This window comes from Pseudoduganella lurida (genome assembly GCF_007830455.1).
Classification (GTDB): Bacteria; Pseudomonadota; Gammaproteobacteria; order Burkholderiales; family Burkholderiaceae_D; genus Rugamonas; species Rugamonas lurida.
In genome coordinates this window covers 15,738-36,750 of the sequence record NZ_VLLB01000010.1, presented here as the reverse complement: position 1 = coordinate 36,750, position 21,013 = coordinate 15,738, and the positions used below count along the sequence as shown (strand labels likewise).

Here is a 21,013-nt window from a genome sequence, read left to right as displayed (position 1 = left end):
CCTCCGATGCCACAATTCGCCCCGCTCCAGAACGACACCTTCCTGCGTGCGCTGCTGCGCCAGCCGACCGACTACACGCCCGTGTGGCTGATGCGCCAGGCGGGCCGCTACCTGCCCGAGTACCGCGCCACGCGGGCCAAAGCGGGATCGTTCATGGGCCTGGCCACGAATCCGGAACTGGCCACCGAAGTCACGCTGCAGCCGATCGACCGCTACCCGCTGGATGCGGCGATCCTGTTCTCCGACATCCTGACGGTGCCCGATGCGATGGGCCTGGGCCTGCATTTCGTGGAAGGCGAGGGGCCGAAGTTCGAGCGTCCGCTGCGCACCGAGGCCGAGGTGCACGCGCTGCGCCTGCCGGAGCCGGGTTCGCTCGATTACGTGTTCAACGCAGTGACGTCGATCCGCACGGCGCTCAATGGCCGGGTGCCGCTGATCGGCTTTTCCGGCAGCCCGTGGACGCTGGCCTGCTACATGGTGGAAGGCCAGGGCTCGCGCGAGTTCCACACCATCAAGAAGATGCTGTACAGCCGCCCGGACCTGATGCACCACATCCTGGACCTGAACGCGCGCGCTGTCGCCACCTACCTGAACGCCCAGATCGAAGCGGGTGCGCAGGCCGTGATGATCTTCGATTCCTGGGGCGGCGCGCTGGCCGATGGCGTCTACCAGCCGTTCTCGCTGCGCTACATGCAGCAGGTGGTGGCGCAGCTCAAGCGCGAGCATGATGGCGTGCGCATTCCCGCCATCGTCTTCACCAAGGGCGGCGCGCACTGGGCCGAGGAAATCGCCGCCATCGGCGCCGATGCGATCGGCCTGGACTGGACCGCCAACGTGGCCAGGGTACGCGCCGCCGTCGGCGACAAGGTGGCGCTGCAGGGCAACCTCGACCCCGCCATCCTGTTCGCCGAGCCGGACCAGATCCGCGCCGGGGTGCGCAGCGTGCTCGATGCCTTCGGTCCGCACGACAAGGGCCATGTCTTCAACCTGGGCCACGGCATCTCCCAGTTCACGCCGCCCGACGCGGTGTCGGTGATGGTGGACGAAGTGCATGCCTACAGCCGCCAGCTGCGCCAGGGCATGCGCTGAGCTTGCCCTGCGCAGCCAAACCCGACTTATGCACAATTTTTCGGCCTGCCGCTAGAATTGGCAGGCTGAGCGATGTCCCGGGCAGGTCCCCTGTAAGTGACTGATTTCACTCTTTATTTTTTCTGGCTATGGGGACAGCTTTTACAATAAGCAAACACTGTCCGGCCCATTCCGGAATCTTGTGGGTGCATTCTCCACAAAGTTATCCACATAAACTGTGGAAAAAATATAAAAGCGCTTAGTAAACCGGCACTTACCGAATTTGGTCCGATTAGCTTGTGCAGTGCACTAATTTTGAGCAGGAAATTTCCGTGCAATATGGGCAAATGGATAAGGAAGAGAATCCGGCGACTCATTCCTCGGGGAAATTATGTTCCTTCAAATGCACCATTTCACGGCCGAGCAGAAATGACTTATGCACAGAAAATTTAAAAACTGCGCATTTCGCGGCGCTCTGGGAAGTGATTTGCAAGTAATTGATTTTAAACATAAAAATTTGTTAAATCGGACCGAATTCAGCCGCCTTGGCGGACCGGCAAGCGAGGTTGCCGCCGATTACGTACTCAATGTCCACAAAGTTATCCCCAGAATTTGTGGATAGTTCACCGGCTGCAACGGAGCTTGCTGGGGAGTCCCCCGCAGGCAAGCTCCTTGCAGATCAGCTCTTGGCAGGTAAGTTCATGTCCCAATGCATTCTGCGCATCGCGCTGGATACGCCACTGCATGCCGTGTTCGACTACCGCTGGGCCTGCGAGCCCGGTGCCCGTCCCGCGCCCGGCCAGCTGGTGCTCGTGCCGTTCGGCCGGCGCGAGGTGGTGGGCATCATCGTCGCCGTGCTGGACGAGACCGATGTCCCGGTTGAAAAGCTGAAGGATGCGCTGGCCGTGCGCAGCCAGCTCGGTCCGCTTTCGCCGCACTGGCTGGCGCTGGCCGGCTTCGCCGCCGAGTATTACCAGCGCCCGCTGGGCGAGGTGGCGCTGCCGGGCGTGCCGAAGAACCTGCGCCTGTCCACCACGGTGGCCCTGGACCGGGCCATAAAGAAGCTGGCCAAGCTCGATCCGGGCCACGATGCCACGCCGGTCGACATGCCCGTCCTGAACCCCGCCCAGCAGGCAGCGGCCGATGCCATCGGCAGCGCCAGCGGCTTCAGCCCCATCCTGCTGTACGGCGTGACGGGCAGCGGCAAGACCGAGGTCTACCTGCAGGCCTGCGCCCAGGTGCTGGCGCGCGAGCCGGACGGCCAGATCCTCATCCTCGTCCCGGAAATCAACCTCACGCCGCAGCTGGAAGGCAATATCCGCGCGCGCTTCCCCGGCGTGATGCTGGCCACGCTGCACAGCAGCCTGTCCGAAGGGGAGCGCATGCTGCACTGGCTGGCCGCCCACCAGGGCCAGGCCCGCATCGTGCTCGGCACGCGGCTGGCGATCCTGGCCTCGCTGCCGCGGCTGGCGCTGATCATCATCGACGAGGAACACGATCCCTCGTACAAGCAGCAGGAAGGGCTGCGCTATTCGGCGCGCGACCTGGCCGTGTGGCGCGCCTGGCAGCTGAAGATCCCCGTCGTGCTGGGCTCGGCCACGCCGTCGCTGGAATCCTGGCACCACGCCCAGTCCGGCCGCTACCGCAAGCTGGAACTGCGCGAGCGTGCCGTGCAGCAGGCCACGCTGCCGGCCGTCAAATTGATCAACCTGGAGCACGACAAGCCGCGCGACGGCCTGACCGCCGCGCTGGTCGAGGCCCTGAAACTGCGGCTGGAACGGGGCGAGCAGTCGCTGCTGTTCCTGAACCGGCGCGGCTACTCGCCGGTGATCTGCTGCGACTCGTGCGGCTGGGTGAGCGACTGCCAGCGCTGCACGGCGTTCATGGTGCTGCACAAGGGCGAGCACAAGCTGCGCTGCCACCACTGCAGCCTGGAGATGCGCATTCCACGGCATTGCCCGACCTGCGGCAACGTCGACCTGCAGCCGCTGGGCCGCGGCACGCAGCGCATCGAGGAAGGCCTGCAGCTGATGTTCCCGCAGGCGCGCATCCTGCGCATCGACGCCGATTCCACGCGCCGCAAGGGCAGCGCCCAGGAAGCGTTCGACACCGTGCACCGCGGCGACGTGGACATCCTGATCGGCACGCAGATGGTCGCCAAGGGCCACGACTTCAAGAAGCTCACGCTGGTGGGCATCCTCAATCCGGACACGGCGCTGTTCTCGCAGGATTATCGGGCCAGCGAGCGGCTGTTCGCGCAGCTGATGCAGGTGGCGGGCCGCGCCGGCCGCACCGCCCAGGCCGAAGGGGGCAGTCCCAGCGAAGTGCTGGTGCAGACGCGCTATCCGGAACACCCGCTGTATGGCGCGGTGGTCAAGCATGACTACGACCGCTTCGCCAGCGCGCTGCTGGCCGAGCGGCGCCAGGCCGGCCTGCCGCCCTTCCTGTACCAGGCCATGCTGCGCGCCGAGGCGCCGGAACTGGCCAAGGCCCTGGCGTTCCTGCAGGCCGCGCGCGACTGCGCCAGCCACGAAGGCGTGACGCTGAACGACCCAATCCCCATGAGCATGACCCGCGTGCACAACGTCGACCGCGCCCAGCTGCTGGTGGAAGCGGCGTCGCGCCCCGTGCTGCAGGCCTTCCTCAAGGACTGGCTGGCACAGCTGCGCGACATGAAGGCGCGCATCAAGTGGTCGCTCGAGGTGGATCCGGTGGATATTTAGGGAATCGCTGATGTACGATGCCGCAACAGATCCTGGAGGACCGATGAAGCAGATTCGATGCGATGTGGCCGTGATCGGCGCCGGCACGGCCGGCCTGTCCGCCTACCGGGCGGCGCGGGCCGCGGGCAAGCATGCCGTGATGATCGAAGGCGGGCCATACGGCACCACCTGTGCGCGGGTGGGCTGCATGCCCAGCAAGCTGCTGATCGCGGCGGCCGAGGCGGCGCATGCGCTGCAGGTGGCACCGGCGTTCGGCGTGCATCCCGGCGACGTGCGGATCGATGGCGCGGCCGTGATGGAGCGGGTGAAGCGCGAGCGCGACCGCTTCGTGGGCTTCGTCGTCGACAATATCGAACAGCTGCCGGCGGAAGACCGCATCCGCGGCTGGGCGCGCTTCACGGCACCGGACCGGCTGCAGGTGGACGATCACACCGAGGTGCAGGCCGAGCGCATCGTCATCGCCACGGGTTCCGCACCCGTGATCCCGGAAGAATGGGCGCTGGCCGGGCCGCGCGTGATCAGCAGCGACGCCGTCTTCGACTGGAACGAGCTGCCGCGCTCGGTGGCCGTGATCGGCACGGGCGTCATCGGCCTGGAGCTGGGCCAGGCGCTGCACCGGCTGGGCGTGCGCGTGGCCCTGTATGCGCGCGGCGACAGCATCGCGCAGCTGGCCGATCCGGACGTGCTGGCCAATGCCGCGCAAACGCTGCGCGCGGAACTCGACATCCGCTTCCAGACCCAGGTGGTGTCGGTACGGGCGGACGGGCTGGAACTGGCGCTGACCACGCGCGATGCGGCCGGCAACGAGCGCCAGGAACGCTACGACTACGTGCTGGCGGCGATCGGCCGCGCGCCGAACGTGCAAGCGCTGGCGCTGCACCTGGCCGGCATCGAGCGCGACCGCCGTGGCCTGCCCCTGTACGACCACACCACGATGCAGTGCGGGACCAGCCCGATCTTCATTGCCGGCGACGCCAACGACGAACTGCCGCTGCTGCCGGAAGCTGCCGACCAAGGCAGGATCGCCGGCCACAATGCGGCGCTGTATCCGGACGTGCAGCCGGGCCTGCGCCGCACCCCGCTGATCATCGCCTTCACCGAGCCGCAGATCGCCACGCTGGGCGCCGGCTGGCGCGCACTGTGCCACAGCCACGGCGGCCGCTTCGCCGTCGGCGCCGTGTCGTTCGAGAACCAGGGCCGCAGCCGCGTGATGCTGCAGAATCACGGCATGCTGCGTGTCTACGGCGAGTATGGCAGCGGCAGATTCCTGGGCGCCGAGATGATCGGCCCGCGCGCCGAACATATCGGCCATCTGCTCGCCTGGGCCGTGCAGGCGGGGCTGACGGTGTCGGCCATGCTGGACATGCCGTTCTACCATCCGGTAGTGGAAGAAGGCGTGCGCACCGCGCTGCGCGACCTGGCCGAAGCGCTGAAGCATCCGCCGCCGGAACAGCCGCAGCCCTGCCCGGATTGCACGCCAGGAACTTAAAAACAACAGCAACGAGGCGTTTCACCGGCCGGATACAAAAAGTTACTGGCCGGGCCGAGAAGCTTGTTATAAAGCAAGGTGGCGCCTCCGTGCGCATCCAGATTCAAGTTCACACTCGCCGGCAATAGCTCCGGCAGGAGACCACCATGCGGCAACTCACCTATGGCGACATCCGGGCCGGCGAAGCGCTGCCCTGGGATGTGTTCGGCGCAACCGGCGCGCTGCTGGTGCGCAAGGGCTACTGCCCCGCCTCGGACACCCACGTCGACAATCTGGTGGCACGGGGCTTCATCGATGCGCCGCCGCTGGGCGCGGCCGCGGCGGCGCCCGTGCAGGAGCCGCCTTCCGTGCTCCGCCTGCTGAACCAGGCCGTGGCGGAGCTGCAGCCGCTGCTGCACCGCATCGATGCCGGCGGCGTCGGCGTGCAGGCCGAACTGGAACAGGTGGCGCGGCTGGTGGGCCAGGCCGTGGAGATCAACCCGGAAGTGGCGGCCGCCTGCATCCTGCACAACCAGCAGGCGGCGCCCTATGCCGTGCGCCATTGTGTGGATACGGCCGTGGTGGCGCAGATCGTGGCCCGCGCCGTGAAGCGCCCGGCAGATGAAATCCTGGCCATGACGCTGGGCGCGCTGACGATGAACGTGGGGATGCTGGGCATGCAGGACGAGCGGGGCCCGCTGTCCGACGCGGAAAAGGCGCTGGTGCGCGCCCACCCGGAGCGGGGCGTGCAGCTGCTGCGCCAGGCCGGCATCACGGAGCCCGCCTGGCTCGACTGCGTGCTGTCCCACCACGAGAACGAGGATGGCAGCGGCTATCCGCGCGGCCTGGCCGGCGCGGCGATCGCCTGCGCGGCCAAGCTGGTGGCGCTGGCCGACCGCTACTGCGCGCGCATTTCGGTGCGCGCGTTCCGCAAACCGATGCTGCCCAACGCGGCGCTGCGCGACATCCTGCTGGAAGCACGCCACGGCCTCGACGCCCAGCTGGGCGCCGTGCTGATCCGCGAGCTGGGCATCTACCCGGTGGGCACCTATGTGCGGCTGCTGAACGGCGAAGTCGGCGTCGTATGCCGCCGCGGACTCCATTCCACGACGCCGTACGTGCAGTCGTTCATCGGTCCGCGCGGCGCGCCGCTCGATGTGTTCCTGCAGCGCGACACACGCGGCGACCTGTCCGCCATCCGCGACGTGCTCAGTGCGGAAGACGTGGATGCGCGCATTCGCATGGACCAGGTATGGGGGCGTTCGGCGCTGCCGTGAGTCCGGGCCAGTTGCGTCCCGGTCAGTTCAGCGTGGCGTCCAGCCGGCCCTGTTCGGCCAGGTCGCGCAGCACGCGGATCGTGTCGATGTCCGATTCCTGGTAGGCCGAGCGGCGGAACTCGTCGTACAGGGCGTTTTCCGCATCCTCGCGGGCATCGTGCCCGTCCTCGTACTCGAAGCGCACGAACAGGCGCTCCTGGCCGTGCGACTCGATCGTCATCGTCAGGCTCGACTGGCTGATCTCGCCCTGCGCCGCCACCTCGTAGCGGATGCGGTCCGGGTATTCCAGCACCACCTTGTCCTCGATGACGAGCTGGCCGTAGCGCTGCGTGCGCGTGAAGCCCGTGTCGGTGCGCTCGCCGATCCGCACCTCGTCCAGGTGCGGCACGAACAGCTTCGGCGATTCGGCGCGCAGCACGAGGCCGCGCCACAGCTGGTCGTGCGTGAGCGTGTCGATCAGCGGGTTCATCGGGTCGTTGATTTCAATGAGGTGTTCGAATTTCATGGCGTCCGTACGGTAAGTGATGCTGCAGTCAATGCTCGAACTTCACTATATTCCGACGGCCCCCGAAATATCAATGTCGAGGCGGTACAATGGCCGGCTGAGTTCCACCATCCTGCCCGAAACCATGTCCAATGCACCACAATTCGGCCTGAACGGGCCGCAGAGCGAAGCCGTGCTCTATCTCGACGGCCCGGCCCTCGTGCTGGCGGGCGCCGGTTCGGGCAAGACGCGCGTCATCACGCAGAAGATCACCTACATGATCGAGGACCGCGGCTACGATCCGCGCACGATCGCCGCGCTCACCTTCACCAACAAGGCCGCGCTGGAGATGCAGGAACGGGTCGCCAAGCTGCTCAAGCAGCCCAAGCAGGCCAAGCAGCTGACGGTGTCCACCTTCCACTCGCTCGGGGTGAAAATCCTGCGCCAGGAAGCCAACCACCTGGGCCTGAAGGACCGCTTCTCCATCATGGACAGCGACGACTGCTATTCGCTGGTCCAGGACCTGGCGATCACCACCGACAAACAGCTGATCCGCCGCATCCAGAACGATATCTCGCTGTGGAAGAACGGCCTGATCATCCCGGAGCTGGCGCTCCGGAACGCCAAGGATGAGGACGAGGCCCAGTCGGCGCGCATCTACGCCAGCTACGTGTCGACCCTGTCGGCCTACCAGGCGGTGGATTTCGACGACCTGATCCGACTGCCGGTGGAACTGTTCCGCGACAACGACCCGGTGCGCGACAAGTGGCAGCGCCGCCTGCGCTACCTGCTGGTCGACGAATACCAGGACACCAATACCTGCCAGTACGAGCTGCTGAAACTGCTGGTAACGGGCGTCGGCAAGAAGCCCATGTTCACGGCGGTGGGCGACGACGACCAGGCGATCTATGCCTGGCGCGGCGCATCGGTGGAAAACCTGGCCAACCTGCAGGTGGACTTCCCCGACCTGAAGCTGATCAAGCTGGAGCAGAACTACCGCTCCACCACGCGCATCCTGCAGGCTGCCAACGCCGTCATCGGCAACAACCCGAAGCTGTTCGAGAAGTCGCTGTGGTCGGAACACGGCCTGGGCGAGCCGATCAAGGTGCATGCGATGCCGAACGAGGAGCAGGAGGCGGACCAGGTGGCGATCATGATCTCCGCCGACCACTTCGAGCGCCGCAACAAATGGTCGGATTATGCGATCCTGTACCGTGGCAACCACCAGGCCCGCATCATCGAGCAGTCGCTGCGCAACCAGCGCATCCCGTACACGATCTCCGGCGGCCAGAGCTTCTTCGACAAGGCCGAGATCAAGGACATCATCGCCTACCTGCGCCTGCTGGCCAACCAGGACGACGACCCGGCCTTCATCCGCGCCGTGACCACGCCGCGCCGCGGCATCGGCCAGTCGACCCTGGAAGTGCTGGGCGCATTCTCCGGCCAGTGGCAGTGTTCATTGTTCGAAGCCGTCTTCAAGGGCGGCATCGAGGCCAAGCTGACCGACCGCCAGCTGCTGCCGCTGCGCGACTTCTGCAACTTCATCAACGACCTGGAATCGCGCGCCAGCCGTCCCGGCGCGGCCGGCAGCGGCGACAACGCGGCGCAGGTGCTGGACGACATGATGGAAGCCATCAGCTACGAGCACTACCTGTACGACGCGTTCGAGGAGCGCGCCGCGCAGGGCAAGTACCAGAACGTGCTGGACTTCATGAGCTGGCTGAAGGACCGCGGCCGCGGCGGCAAGGACCGCGATGGCGAAGAGAAGAACGTGCTGGAGCTGACGCAGATGGTGGCGCTGATGTCGATGCTGGAAGGGAAGGACGAGGATCCGGACGCGATCCGCATGTCCACGCTGCACGCGTCGAAGGGGCTGGAATATCCGCACGTGTTCCTGGTCGGCGTGGAGGAGGGCATCCTGCCGCACAAGGGCGATCCGGATGCGCCCGTCGAAACGCTGGCCCAGCGCATCGAGGAAGAACGCCGCCTGATGTACGTGGGGATCACGCGCGCCAAGCGCACCTTGCAGCTCACCTGGTGCAAGAAGAGAAAGCGCGGCGGCGAGCAGGTGCACTGCGACGTGTCGCGCTTCATCGCCGAGATGCAGCTGGAAGTGGGCGACGCGCCGCCGAAGGAATCGGAGATCATCTCCCCCCGCGAACGCCTGGCCCGCATGAAGGAATTGCTGGCCACCCCCAGACCGAAGGACATCACGTGACCGCAGAACAGACCGAAGACCGCTTCATCGACATCGAAATCAAGCTGGCCCACCAGGAAGACCTGGTCGAATCCCTTAACGCGCGCATCTACGAGCAGCAGAAGCAGATCGACAAGCTGGAAGGCATGCTGGCCGCCCTCGCCGAGCACATGCGCAACCGCTCGTCCGACCAGTCGCCGCTGAACGAGCGGCCACCGCACTACTGATCAGCCCGTGTCCACCTTGGGGTCAACCCCAAAATCGGACACGAGCTCATCCTTAATCTCAGCCTATTTACCGTTTGGTTGCCTGGACATCGTTGATACAGACGAGTTCGTGTCCGAAAACGGGGTTGACCCCACGGTGGACACGGACTCGGCCGTGGTTTGTTCCTTTCATTTCCTCGCCGAAACGAGCGGCCGGCGCACGGCACGTTGATGCATGCTGTGGCCTGGCACTATTTTTTAGCGGAGGAACTATGCAAGCGACTTGGATCGTTACGGCCAACAACGGCCGCGCCCGGATTTTTGCGCAGAAGGAAGCCAACAGTGCGCTGCTGGAAGTGGAAGACCTCGTCAACCCGTCGCAGCGCGGCCGCGTGTCGGATATCGACACCGACCAGCTGGGCCATATCGGCGGTTCGGCCCGCTCGAACACGGGCGCGCTGACGCAGCCCAACGGCTATGAGCCGAACCAGACGCCGCTCGAGCACCAGGCGGAACTGTTCGCGCGCAGCGTGGCCGACTACCTGCAGCAGGGCTACACCAAGGAGAGCTACAAGAAGCTGGTGCTGGCGGCCGGTCCGGAGTTCCTGGGCACGCTGCGCAAGCTGCTGGACAAGAGCGTCAGCGGCGCCATCGTCCTGGAGCTGAACAAGGACTACACGAACCTGTCGCCACAGGACCTGCAGGCGCAGGTCAAGCAGCACCAGCAGCTGACGTAACTGCCGCGCCGAGCGCACCGCCGCCGGTGGCCAGGTGCCGGCCCAGGCGCCGGCCCAGGCACAGCAGCGTCAGGGTCGGCGGCAGGCCCCACGGCGCGGGCAGCACGGCGGCATCGCACACGTACAGGCCCGGCGTGGTCGTCTGCAAGTTGGCATCCACGCTCGTGCCGATCGGCGCCGTGCCGCCCGGGTGGGCAGCGAAATGCCAGCTGCCGAAGATGTGTGCGGCACCCGCTTCCTGCAGGATGCCGCGCGCCACGTTCACCCCCTGTTTCAACCGCATCCGGTCCGTGCGCGACAGCTTCTTGTCGACCCAGCGCGGCCCCACGCCACCACCCTTCTCGTCGCCGATCTTGACCATGACGGACAGCGTACGCGCATGCGCCGCCAGCCGGTCGAAGCGGCCCACCTGCGCCGCGAACGCCTGGTACATCGGGCGCGGCAAGGTCAGGTCGGCAAACGAGATGCCTTCTTCCGGCAGCGCCATGCCCGCCGCCATCGGCACCTCGGCACCGCCGCCTTGGATGTTGCCCACCCTGCCATCCACGCTGCCCATCACGGCAATCACGGGATCGCTGAAGAACGGTACCGCCGCCAGCGCCAGGCCGGAACGGTGCAGCAGGCGCGGACTGCCGATGCCGCCCGCGGCCAGCACCACCGTTCCCGCGCGTACCGTGTGCAGCGAGCCACCGTGCAGCACGGCCACGCCCACCGCCCGGCCGCCTTCCACCAGCACCCGCTCGACGCGCGCATCGGCTACCAGCTGCGCGCCGTGGCGGCAGGCCTCGTCGAGAAAATCGCGCGCCGTCCACTTGGCGCCGAACGGGCAGCCATACACGCAGCGCCAGCAGCCGGTGCGGCATTGCGCCGGGCGGATCATCTTGTCCAGCTTGTGCCAGCCCAGGCCCAGCGACTGCGCCGCCTCCATCAGGCGGCGCGCCATCGGGCCCACCAGATCGTCCGGCAATGGTCCCAGCGGCAGCTCGGCACGCAGTGCCCGCTCGTCGTCGGCCAGGTCGATGCCCAGCGCGGCAAAGACGGCGGCGGGCGGCGAGGCGGCCGTCGCAAAATTGATGGTCGAGCTGCCGCCTGCCGTGAGGCCGCGCACCAGCAGCGATGCATCGCGGTGCAGGAAGGCGCCGCGGCCCGGCACTGCCGCCATCGACGCCATCTGCCCCAAGGTGCCGGACACCGGTGCCGCGCTGCCCCGTTCCAGGACGAGCACGCGCGCACCGGCCGCGGCCAGCGTGCGGGCCACGCTGGCGCCACCGGGACCGCTGCCGGTCACGATCACGTCGTAAGAAGGGCTGAAGGGGGAGGGCATGCACGTTCCTGAAACCGCCATGCTAGCACCCGCCTGCCGTCGCCGCGCCAGCCCTGCTATATTGACGCGTTCGCGCCTGCCCCGGAGCAGGCGTTTTTCCGTAACGAGGGCGTGACGATCTCGCGCCCTGGCCCGTTTGACCGAAAGACGACATGACCCACCCACGCATGCTTGCAATCGCCGCCAGCCTTGGCCTGGCACTCACCCAGCTGTCCTACGCCGCTCCCCAGCCCCCCGCCGCCGCCACGCAGGAGGCCACCAGTGCCAACCCGCTGCTGCAGGCAAGCACGCTGCCGCTGCAGTATCCCCGCTTCGACCAGATCCGCGACGAGCACTTCCTGCCTGCCTTTGCCGCCGGCATGGCCGAGGAGCTGAAGGACATCGACCGCATCGCCGGCAGCAGGGCGCCGGCCACGTTCGAGAACACCATCGTGGCCATGGAGAAGAGCGGGCGGCTGCTGCACCGCGTCTCGGCCACGTTCGAGAACCTGCATGGCGCAAACACGAATGACACGCTGGACGCGATCGACCGCGAGATGTCGCCGAAGCTGGCGGCCCAGCACGATGCGATCCACCTGAACGCGAAGCTGTTCAAGCGCGTGGAAACGCTGTACAACCAGCGCGCCAAACTGGGCCTGGACGCCGAATCGAAATACCTGCTGGAGCGCTACTACCAGGACTTCGTGCTGGCCGGCGCGAAGCTGTCGAAGGCGGACCAGGACAAGCTGAAGGCCATCAACGGCCAGATCGCCACGCTGCAGACGACCTTTGCGCAGAACGTGCTGAAGGAAACCAATGCGCAGGCCTTCGTCGTCGATACGCGCGACGAACTGGCCGGCCTGTCGCCGGCGGCCATCGACGCCGCCACCACCGCAGCGAAGGAGCGCGGCCTGGAGGGCAAGTACGTGATCGCGCTGCAGAACACCACCACCCAGGCAGCGCTGGCGGAACTGGAAAACCCGCAGGTGCGTGCCCGCCTGCTGGCGGCATCGCTGGCGCGGGGCAGCCGCGGCGGCGAATTCGACAACCGCGCAGTGGTGCAGAACCTGGCCCGCCTGCGCGCCGAACAGGCGCAGCTGCTCGGCTACGCGAACTTCGCCGCCTACTCGCTGGCCGACCAGACGGCCAAGGATCCCGCCAACGTCAACCGGCTGCTGGGCGAGCTGGCCAAGCCGGCCGTCGACAACGCGCGCCGCGAAGGGGCCGACCTGGCGAAACTGGCCGGCGCGCCGATCACCGCCGCCGACTGGGATTTTTACACCGACAAGCTGCGCGCCCAGCGCTTCGCGTTCGACGAGAAGCAGCTGAAACCCTATTTCGAACTCGATAACGTGCTGGTCAACGGCGTGTTCTTTGCCGCCACCAAGCTGTACGGCATCACGTTCAAGGAGCGCAAGGACCTGCCGGTCTACCAGTCGGACGTGCGCGTGTTCGACGTGTTCGATGCGGACGGCAAGCCGCTGGCCATCTTCCTGGCCGATATGTACGCGCGCGGGAACAAGCAGGGCGGCGCTTGGATGAACGAATACGTGTCGCAGTCGTCGCTGCTGGGCACCAAATCCGTCGTGGCGAACCACCTGAATATCCCGAAACCGCCGGCCGGCCAGCCCACGCTGCTGACGTTCGACGAAGTCACCACCGCCTTCCACGAATTCGGCCACGCGCTGCACGGCATGTTCTCGAACGTGAAGTACCCGCGCTTCTCCGGCACCAGCGTGCCGCGCGATTTCGTCGAGTATCCGTCGCAGGTCAACGAAATGTGGGCCGTGTGGCCGGAAGTGCTGGCGAACTACGCGAAGCACTACCAGACGGGCGCGCCGATGCCGGCCGCGCTGCTGCAGAAAGTCACGGCGTCGAGCAAGTTCAACAAGGGCTACGTCACCACGGCCTACCTGTCGGCGGCGCTGCTGGACCAGAAATGGCACCAGCTCACACCCGCCCAGATCCCGCAGGACGTGCTGGCGTTCGAGGCAGCCGCGCTGAAGGACGCGGGTGTCGACGAGCCGCTGGTGCCGCCGCGCTACCGCACCACCTACTTCTCGCACGCGTTCGCCGGCGGCTATTCGGCCGGCTACTACGCCTACCTGTGGGCCGAGAAGCTCGATGCCGACAGCGTCGTGTGGTTCAAGGAAAACGGCGGCCTGCTGCGCAAGAACGGCGACTGGTTCCGCAAGACGCTGCTGTCGCGCGGCGGCACGGCCGATGCGATGGAGCTGTTCCGCAATTTCCGCGGCCGCGATGCCGTCATCGAACCGCTGCTGGAACGCCGCGGCCTGGCACCGGAGAAGAACAAGCAATGAGCATGCTGAAGCAACCGAAGATGCTGGTGCTGGCCGCAAGCCTGGCATTGTCCGGCGCAGCCTCGGCCGCGCTGCCGGCCGGGAATCCGTTCGCGGCCCCGAGCCCGCTGCCGTTCGAGTATCCGGCGTTCGACAAGATCCACGATGCCGACTACGGTCCCGCGTTCGACGAAGGCATCCGCCAGCAGGCGGCCGAAGTGGCCAGGATCGCCGACAGCCGTGCCGCGCCCACGTTCGACAACACCATCGTCGCGCTGGAGAGGAGCGGCCGGCTGCTGAACCGCGTGTCGGCCGTGTTCTTCAACCTGTCCGGTGCAAACACGAGCGAGGCGATCCAGAAGCTGGACCGCGAGCTGGCGCCGAAGCTGTCCGCGCACAGCGATGCGATGCGGCTGAACGCGAAGCTGTACCAGCGCATCAAGACACTGTACGACAAGCGCGACAAGCTGCGCCTGGATAGCGAGTCGAAGTACCTGCTGGAGCGCTATCACAAGGATTACGTGCGCGCCGGTGCGCAGCTGTCGGCAGCGGACAAGGACAAGCTCAAGGCCTACAACGCGCAGATCGCCGCGCTGCAGACGGCCTTCGCGCAGAACGTGCTGAAGGAGGCCAATGCGTCGGCGCTGATCGTCGACACGCGCGAGGAGCTCGATGGCATGAGCGATGCGGCAGTCGCCGTCGCTGCCGCCGAGGCCAAAGCGCGGGGACAGGAGGGCAAGTACGCCATCGCCATCGTCAACACGACGATGCAGCAGCCACTGTCCGTGCTGAAGAACCGCGCCACCCGCGAGCGCCTGCTGGCCGCATCGATGGCACGCGGCAGCCATGGCGGCGATTTCGATAACCGCGACAATGTGCTGCAGCTGGCGAAGCTGCGTGCCGAACGGGCTGCGCTGCTGGGCTACCCGAACCACGCCGCCTACATGCTGGAAGACCAGACGGCGCACGACACCGGTGCGGTGAATGGCCTGCTGGCCGACTTCGCGCGGCCGGCCGTGCGCAATGCGCGGCTGGAAGCGGCCGATATCCAGAAGGCGATCGATGCCGACAAGGGCGGTTTCCAGCTGGCCGCACAGGACTGGCCGTACTACTCGGACCAGGTGCGCAAGGCGCGCTACGCGTTCGACCAGAACCAGCTCAAGCCGTATTTCGAGCTGAACAGCGTGCTGGAACACGGCGTGTTCTTCGCCGCGAACAAGGTGTATGGGCTGACGTTCAAGGAGCGCAAGGACCTGCCGGTCTACGATCCGGACGTGCGCGTGTGGGACGTGTTCGATGCGGATGGCAAACAGCTCGCCATCTTCATCGGCGACTTCTATGCGCGCAGCACGAAGCGCGGCGGCGCGTGGATGAACGCGTACGTGAACCAGTCGAAGCTGCTGGGCACGCACCCGGTCGTGGCCAACCACCTGAACATCCCGAAGCCGGCCGCCGGCGCACCGACGCTGCTGACGTATGACGAACTGCGCACCACGTTCCACGAATTCGGCCACGCGCTGCACGGCATGTTCTCGAACGTGACGTATCCGCGCTTTGCCGGCACCAAGGTGCCGCGCGACTTCGTCGAGTTCCCGTCGCAGGTCAACGAGATGTGGCTGGCCTGGCCGGAAGTGCTGAACAACTATGCGAAGCACTACCAGACCGGCGCGCCGATGCCGAAGGAGCTGCTGGACAAGGTGATCGCCTCGCAGCGTTTCGGCGAAGGCTACCGCACCACCGAGTACCTGGCTGCGGCGATCCTCGACCAGAAGTGGCACCAGCTGGGCGCCGCGCAGATCCCGACCGACGTGCTGGCCTTCGAGGCGCAGGCGCTGAAGGACGCCGGCATCGACTTCGCCCCCGTCCCGCCGCGCTACCGCACCACGTACTTCTCGCACGTGTTCTCGGGCGGCTATTCGTCCGGCTACTACGGCTACCTGTGGGCCGAGAAGCTCGACGCCGACACGGTCGAATGGTTCAAGGAACACGGCGGACCGACGCGCCAGAACGGCGACTGGTTCCGCAGCAAGCTCCTGTCGCGCGGCGGCACCGTCGACGCCATGCAGCTGTTCCGCGACTTCCGCGGCCGCGACGCCAGGGTCGAACCCCTCCTCGAACGGCGCGGGCTGGCCGAATAACCAGCTGAATAACCAGCCGAATAACCAGCTGACTACGGCTGAGTCCGTGTCACACCATGGGGTCAGGCGTAGTGACACGCACTCGACAGTAAGGCAAATGGGGCGGCTCCCAGCCCCTTGCATCATGCCGAAATGATCTTACGGATGAGCTCGTGTCACTACGCCTGACCCCAAGGTGTGACACGAGCTCAGCTATGTCCTGGTGCCTGGAAGGAGCATAGCCTTGCAAGGCTATGCCGTTCCGCAGGCGCGGAGCAGGCTCCGCGAAACCCCTGCGTCACCCCCATGACACGAACTCGACCGTAAGGCTTACACCACCAGCTTGCGGTTGGCGGCGCCCGGCAGCGTGCGCACGATCTTGCCGGTGGTGGCCGTGTAGGTCTTCGACTTGATCGTGTTGACGTAGCGGTACTCGGCGCGCGTTTCGGTCGGGGTGACGACCAGCACGACGAAGCCGCGGTTGAAGGTTTCCGCGTATTGCAGCGGGCCGATCAGCTGTTCCAGGCTGCTGGCGACGGTGACCGGGTTGGCGGTCGGGAAGTAGCTGTCGAAGCCGGGCGACGTCACGGACGGCACGCCGAATTCCACGCCGACGGCCTGGCCGTTCACGTCCGCCAGGTCGCTGGCCCACGCGTTGTGCGTGTCGCCGGCCAGCGAGATCATGTTCTTGTTCAGCGTCTTGGCCATCGTCAGCACCGTCTCGCGGGCGGCCTGGTAGCCGTCCCACGCGTCCAGGTTGTACGGGATCTTCGGTGCGTCGAGCAGCGTCTGTTCGGCGGCCGTCAGCGCCTGGCCGGTGCGGACCTTCTCGGCGATGGCGAAGTAGGCCGGATAGCCCGCCGTGCCCAGCACCATCGGCGCCGGCAGGTTCATGCGCGCCATCAGCACCTGCTGGCCGAGGATCTGCCAGGTGGCCGTCGATTTGCTCATCTGGCCCTGCAGCCACGTCACCTGTTCGGCGCCCATCAGCTGGCGCGTCGGCGCCGCCATGTCGGCCGTGAACTTCGCCGTGTTCAGCGTGCGGTCGCTGTTCAGGTAGTTCGCATAGGCGAACTGCTTGTCGCGGCCGATCACGCGCGTGTCCAGCATGTGCAGCGACAGCAGGTTGCCGTAGTCGAAGGAGCGGTAGATGCGGTCCGGCTTCGCCGCATCCGGCAGGCGGATCGGCATCCATTCGTTGTACGCCTGGACGGCCATCTGGCGGCGTGCCAGGAACAGCCCTTCGGTGGCCGGGTCGTGGTTTTCCGCGCCTTCGCGCCAGGTGTCGTTGGCCAGTTCATGGTCGTCCCACACGGCGATGAACGGCATGCGCGCATGCACGGCCTGCAGGTCGATGTCGCTGCGGTACTGCTGGTAGCGGCGGCGGTAGTCGGACAGCGTGATGATCTCGTTGGCCGGCTGCGAAGCGCGGCCCATCGCGGCGGCATCGGCCGACGCATAGCCGCTGGCGGCGTATTCGTAGATGTAGTCGCCCAGGTGCAGCGCGGCGTCCATGTCTTCCAGCTTGGCCGCTTCGGCGTACACGTTGAAGTAGCCGGTCGGGTAGTTCGAGCAGCTGAACACGGCGAACTTGGCCTGCGTGACGGTGCCGGTCGGCAGCGTCTTGGTGCGACCCACGGGCGATTCCTTGCCCTGGCAGCGGAAGCGGTAGTAGTACACCTTGTTGGCTGACAGCCCCGTTGCATCGACCTTCACCGTGTAGTCGCGCGCCGCGCCCGTCGTGGTCGTGCCGGAGGCGACGACCTTCGTGAAGGCGCTGTCTTCGGCCACGCTCCAGCCCACGTCGATGTCGCCGCCGGCCGCGATGGTGATGCGCGTCCACAGGATCACGCGGTCGGCCAGCGGGTCGCCGCTGGCCACGCCGTGCGCGTAGCTGATGTCCTGGTAGAGCGGGTCGTCGCTGCCGCCGCAGCCGGCCAGCGGCAGCGTGGAGGCGGCAACCGTGCCGACGGAGAAGTTGCGGAGGAACTTGCGGCGCGAATTCGATTCTGTCATGGTGGGATCGTTGTCGGAAGTGAAGGACGGCGCATCTTAGGATGCCGAAATGACAAGCTCATGACTGGCGGACGACAGCTCGGTGACATCGCCCATCGACCGCCCCGGCCGCCTTTACCGCTGAGTGGGAAAGCGGGTGGTCGCCGACGAGCGAAACGGTGTATAAGTGGCCATCAAGACATCAAGGAGGAAGCATGGACAACAACCTGAAGGAATCGCTGCGCGAACTGCACCTGCAACTGGCCAGCGGCGCGCCGGTGGACGAGGAACTGCAGGATCTGCTGCGCCAGCTCGATGGCGATATCCACGAGCTGCTGGAACGCCGCACGGCCGAAAGCACCCTGGGCGACGACGAAGGCACCATCACCTATGGCCTGGCGGAGCGCACCCAGGAAATCTCGGCCCAGTTCGCGGCCAGGCATCCGTCGCTGGAGCCCACGCTGCGTGAGCTCGGCCGTATCCTCGGCAATATGGGCATTTGACGAACAAGACCCACCGCCATCGCGGGGATGCAACACAAGTTATTGAATTATAAAAGCTTTTTACGCCGCAAAATGTGACGGGCCGCGCCGCGCCGGCGGGATTTTGGTACAATGCGCGGTTATGAATGCTCCTGTGAACATCTTCGCGACCGTCCCCAAGCGGTCCGCGCGCGCGCCTGTCGCGCCCTTCCTGCCCATGTCCCGCGCCGAAATGGCGCAGCTGGGCTGGGACGAGTGCGACGTCATCCTCGTCACGGGCGACGCCTACATCGACCATCCCAGCTTCGGCATGGCGCTGGTGGGCCGCCTGCTGGAAGCGCAGGGGTTCCGGGTCGGCATCATCAGCCAGCCGGACTGGCAGTCGGCGGACGCGTTCCGCGTGCTGGGCAAGCCGCGCCTGTATTTCGGCATCACGGCCGGCAATATGGATTCGATGGTCAACCGCTACACGTCCGACCGCAAGATCCGTTCGGACGATGCGTACACGGCCAACGGCGAACCGAACAAGCGTCCCGACCGCGCGGTGAGCGTGTATTCGCACCGTGCCCGCGAAGCGTTCCCCGGCACGCCGGTCGTCATCGGCAGCATCGAGGCTTCGCTGCGCCGCATCGCCCACTACGACTACTGGTCCGACAAGGTGCGCAAGTCCGTGCTGACGGAATCGAAGGCCGACCTGCTCATCTTCGGCAATGCCGAACGGGCGCTGGTGGACCTTACGCACCGCATGGACCGCGGCGAGGACATCCGGTCCATCAAGGACCTGCGCGGCACGGCCTTCCTGGTGCCGCAGGGCTGGCTGCCGTCCGAAGAATGGGGCGTGCATAACTCCACCCGCGTCGATGTGCCGGGCAAGGTTGATGCGCATCCCGATCCGTATGCGATGGCCCAGGAAGACAAGGCTGCCTGCGCCACCGAGAACGCACAGCCGGAGCCCGTGCTGAAACCCATCCGCATCATGAGCCGCGAAGAGCGCCTGGCGATGGCGAAGGAAAAGCACAACCGCACCGTGGTGCGCCTGCCGTCGTTCGAAACGGTGAGCACGGACCCGGTGATGTACGCGCACGCCTCGCGCGTGTTCCACCTCGAATCGAATCCCGGCAACGCGCGCGCGCTGGTGCAGCAGCATGGCGACCGCGACGTGTGGATCAACCCGCCGCCGCTGCCGCTGGCGATGGACGAGATGGACGGCGTCTACGACATGCATTACGCCCGCGCGCCGCATCCGGCCTACGGCAACGCGCGCATCCCGGCCTGGGAAATGATCCGCTTCTCCGTGAACATCATGCGCGGCTGCTTCGGCGGCTGCACGTTCTGCTCGATCACGGAACACGAAGGCCGCATCATCCAGAGCCGCTCGGAGCCGTCGATCCTGCGCGAGATCGAGCATATCCGCGACAAGACCAAGGGTTTTACGGGCACCATCTCGGATCTGGGCGGCCCCACGGCGAATATGTACCGCCTGGCCTGCAAGGAAAAGACCATCGAGGAATCGTGCCGCCGCCTGTCGTGCGTGTACCCGTCGATCTGCGTGAACCTGGGCACGGACCACAGCAAGCTCATCCAGCTGTACCGCAAGGCGCGCGCCATCCCCGGCGTGAAGAAGATCCTGATCGGTTCCGGCCTGCGCTACGACCTGGCCGTGCGCTCGCCCGAGTACGTGAAGGAACTCGTCACGCACCACGTGGGCGGCCTGCTGAAGATCGCGCCGGAGCACACGGAAACCAATGTGCTGTCGAAGATGATGAAGCCGGGCATCGGCGCCTATGACGAGTTCAAGGCCATGTTCGAGAAGTTCTCCGTCGAAGCGGGCAAGAAGCAGTACCTGATCCCGTACTTCATCGCCGCCCACCCCGGCACGTCGGACGAGGACATGCTGAACCTGGCGCTATGGCTGAAGAAGAACAACTTCCGCCTGGACCAGGTGCAGACGTTCATGCCCACGCCCATGGCGATGGCCACGACGATGTACCACAGCCGCAGGAACCCGCTCAAAAAAGTGACCGACACCTCGGAAGTGGTGGAAACGCCGCGCACGGCCAAGGTGCGCAAGGCCCACAAGGCCTTCCTGCGTTACTACGACCCGCAGAACTGGGCGATCCTGCGCGAGAAGCTGAAGGAAATGGGCCGCACCGACCTGATCGGTAACGGCGAGAAGCACCTGATCCCGTCGTGGACGCCGGGCGAGGAAAACCTGAAGGCGGCGCCCGAAGGCAAGCGCGCCATGCCCACGCTGGCACCGGGTGCGCAGCGCACGCCGCAGGGCCCGGCCCGCGGCCAGCCTGGCGGTGCCCGCGCCGCCGGCCGGCCGAACGCGCTGACCGGTTCCGTGACGGCGCGCGCCACGCTCGAGACGAAGACGCGCCCGTCGATCCTCGACACGATCAAGGTAAAGCCGAAGGCGGCGCCGGCGCGTCCTGCTGCAAAAGGACGCAAATAAGGCCGTAAATAAGGCCGTAAACAAGCTTGTAAATCAGCTTGTAAATCAGCTTGTAAAGCAGCCTGTAAAGCAGCCTTGTCTTCAGCCTGTGCGCGACGTTGAAGACAAGGCTGCAAGCCAGGTCGCAGGCAGGGGGGCGACTTCGAAAGACAGGCAGCGATGCCTGTCTTTTCATTTGGGCGAATGCATCCGGGCCAC

The 21,013-nt window shown here is 66.1% G+C and carries 14 protein-coding genes; 11 read left to right on the top strand and 3 right to left on the bottom strand.

The features are described 5' to 3' along the window. Positions 1 to 6: 6 nt before the first annotated feature. The 4 genes from hemE to IP91_RS21895 all read left to right on the top strand — a co-directional run bounded on the left by hemE (position 7) and on the right by IP91_RS21895 (position 6,536). Positions 7 to 1,089 carry a uroporphyrinogen decarboxylase gene (gene hemE / locus IP91_RS21910; RefSeq protein WP_145651979.1) on the top strand — a complete coding sequence of 361 codons (1,083 nt, stop codon included), beginning with the start codon at positions 7 to 9 and terminating at the stop codon, positions 1,087 to 1,089. A gap of 680 nt (positions 1,090 to 1,769) precedes the next feature. Continuing rightward, a complete protein-coding gene (locus IP91_RS21905; protein ID WP_145651977.1) occupies positions 1,770 to 3,791 on the top strand; it encodes a primosomal protein N' in 2,022 nt (673 codons plus the stop codon). Positions 3,792 to 3,834: 43 nt separating this feature from the next. Further along, the gene (locus IP91_RS21900) at positions 3,835 to 5,280 is read left to right on the top strand and encodes a dihydrolipoyl dehydrogenase (RefSeq protein WP_145651975.1); all 1,446 of its coding nucleotides are present in this window, start codon (positions 3,835 to 3,837) and stop codon (positions 5,278 to 5,280) included. A 146-nt stretch (positions 5,281 to 5,426) separates the two neighbouring features. Then, positions 5,427 to 6,536 (top strand): HD-GYP domain-containing protein, encoded by a 1,110-nt coding sequence (locus IP91_RS21895; RefSeq protein WP_145651973.1) that lies wholly within the window; start codon positions 5,427 to 5,429, stop codon positions 6,534 to 6,536. Between the two features lie 22 nt (positions 6,537 to 6,558). Here the strand turns inward: IP91_RS21895 and IP91_RS21890 are convergent, their stop codons facing one another. Beyond that, positions 6,559 to 7,041, bottom strand: coding sequence for an SRPBCC family protein (locus IP91_RS21890; protein ID WP_145651971.1), 483 nt, complete (start codon positions 7,039 to 7,041; stop codon positions 6,559 to 6,561). Positions 7,042 to 7,165: 124 nt separating this feature from the next. On the opposite strand from IP91_RS21890, the gene IP91_RS21885 reads away from it, so the two are divergent. From IP91_RS21885 to IP91_RS21875, 3 genes are all read left to right on the top strand, one after another. Next, on the top strand, positions 7,166 to 9,238 hold the full coding sequence (locus IP91_RS21885; protein WP_145651969.1) for a UvrD-helicase domain-containing protein: 2,073 nt from the start codon (positions 7,166 to 7,168) through the stop codon (positions 9,236 to 9,238). Further along, positions 9,235 to 9,444: a SlyX family protein gene (locus IP91_RS21880; protein ID WP_145651967.1), complete on the top strand. Its 210-nt coding sequence runs from the start codon at positions 9,235 to 9,237 to the stop codon at positions 9,442 to 9,444. Before IP91_RS21885 ends, IP91_RS21880 begins: the two co-directional genes overlap by 4 nt. Before the next feature lie 251 nt (positions 9,445 to 9,695). Further along, entirely contained in the window at positions 9,696 to 10,160 is a 465-nt protein-coding gene (locus IP91_RS21875; protein ID WP_145651965.1) for a host attachment protein, read from the top strand. Here the strand turns inward: IP91_RS21875 and IP91_RS21870 are convergent. Beyond that, complete coding sequence (locus IP91_RS21870) at positions 10,135 to 11,484, bottom strand: GMC family oxidoreductase N-terminal domain-containing protein (RefSeq protein ID WP_145651963.1); 1,350 nt, start codon at positions 11,482 to 11,484, stop codon at positions 10,135 to 10,137. The genes IP91_RS21875 and IP91_RS21870 overlap by 26 nt on opposite strands. Positions 11,485 to 11,636: 152 nt before the next feature. Between IP91_RS21870 and IP91_RS21865 the strand changes: the two genes are divergently transcribed. Both IP91_RS21865 and IP91_RS21860 read left to right on the top strand, forming a co-directional pair. Beyond that, a complete protein-coding gene (locus IP91_RS21865; protein ID WP_229474820.1) occupies positions 11,637 to 13,784 on the top strand; it encodes a M3 family metallopeptidase in 2,148 nt (715 codons plus the stop codon). Positions 13,785 to 13,804: 20 nt separating this feature from the next. Continuing rightward, positions 13,805 to 15,901, top strand: coding sequence for a M3 family metallopeptidase (locus IP91_RS21860; RefSeq protein ID WP_145652236.1), 2,097 nt, complete (start codon positions 13,805 to 13,807; stop codon positions 15,899 to 15,901). A 309-nt stretch (positions 15,902 to 16,210) separates the two neighbouring features. Here IP91_RS21860 and IP91_RS21855 read toward each other — a convergent pair whose 3' ends face one another. After that, the gene (locus tag IP91_RS21855) at positions 16,211 to 17,896 is read right to left on the bottom strand and encodes an alkaline phosphatase D family protein (RefSeq protein WP_145651961.1); all 1,686 of its coding nucleotides are present in this window, start codon (positions 17,894 to 17,896) and stop codon (positions 16,211 to 16,213) included. 194 nt (positions 17,897 to 18,090) lie between these two features. Between IP91_RS21855 and IP91_RS21850 the strand changes: the two genes are divergently transcribed. Further along, entirely contained in the window at positions 18,091 to 18,378 is a 288-nt protein-coding gene (locus IP91_RS21850; RefSeq protein ID WP_145651959.1) for a DUF4404 family protein, read from the top strand. Between the two features lie 121 nt (positions 18,379 to 18,499). Further along, the gene (locus IP91_RS21845; RefSeq protein WP_145651957.1) at positions 18,500 to 20,815 is read left to right on the top strand and encodes a YgiQ family radical SAM protein; all 2,316 of its coding nucleotides are present in this window, start codon (positions 18,500 to 18,502) and stop codon (positions 20,813 to 20,815) included. The last annotated feature ends 198 nt before the right edge of the window (positions 20,816 to 21,013 follow it).

What these genes read in the sequence shown, in the direction of transcription:
- IP91_RS21885 (WP_145651969.1), top strand. Translation starts at nt 7,166, where the DNA reads ATGTCCAATGCACCACAATTCGGCCTGAACGGGCCGCAGAGCGAAGCC.
- IP91_RS21895 (WP_145651973.1), top strand. Translation starts at nt 5,427, where the DNA reads ATGCGGCAACTCACCTATGGCGACATCCGGGCCGGCGAAGCGCTGCCC.
- IP91_RS21845 (WP_145651957.1), top strand. Translation starts at nt 18,500, where the DNA reads ATGAATGCTCCTGTGAACATCTTCGCGACCGTCCCCAAGCGGTCCGCG.
- IP91_RS21870 (WP_145651963.1), bottom strand. Translation starts at nt 11,484, where the DNA reads ATGCCCTCCCCCTTCAGCCCTTCTTACGACGTGATCGTGACCGGCAGC.
- IP91_RS21855 (WP_145651961.1), bottom strand. Translation starts at nt 17,896, where the DNA reads ATGACAGAATCGAATTCGCGCCGCAAGTTCCTCCGCAACTTCTCCGTC.
- hemE (WP_145651979.1), top strand. Translation starts at nt 7, where the DNA reads ATGCCACAATTCGCCCCGCTCCAGAACGACACCTTCCTGCGTGCGCTG.
- IP91_RS21865 (WP_229474820.1), top strand. Translation starts at nt 11,637, where the DNA reads ATGACCCACCCACGCATGCTTGCAATCGCCGCCAGCCTTGGCCTGGCA.
- IP91_RS21890 (WP_145651971.1), bottom strand. Translation starts at nt 7,041, where the DNA reads ATGAAATTCGAACACCTCATTGAAATCAACGACCCGATGAACCCGCTG.
- IP91_RS21860 (WP_145652236.1), top strand. Translation starts at nt 13,805, where the DNA reads ATGCTGGTGCTGGCCGCAAGCCTGGCATTGTCCGGCGCAGCCTCGGCC.
- IP91_RS21900 (WP_145651975.1), top strand. Translation starts at nt 3,835, where the DNA reads ATGAAGCAGATTCGATGCGATGTGGCCGTGATCGGCGCCGGCACGGCC.
- IP91_RS21850 (WP_145651959.1), top strand. Translation starts at nt 18,091, where the DNA reads ATGGACAACAACCTGAAGGAATCGCTGCGCGAACTGCACCTGCAACTG.
- IP91_RS21905 (WP_145651977.1), top strand. Translation starts at nt 1,770, where the DNA reads ATGTCCCAATGCATTCTGCGCATCGCGCTGGATACGCCACTGCATGCC.
- IP91_RS21875 (WP_145651965.1), top strand. Translation starts at nt 9,696, where the DNA reads ATGCAAGCGACTTGGATCGTTACGGCCAACAACGGCCGCGCCCGGATT.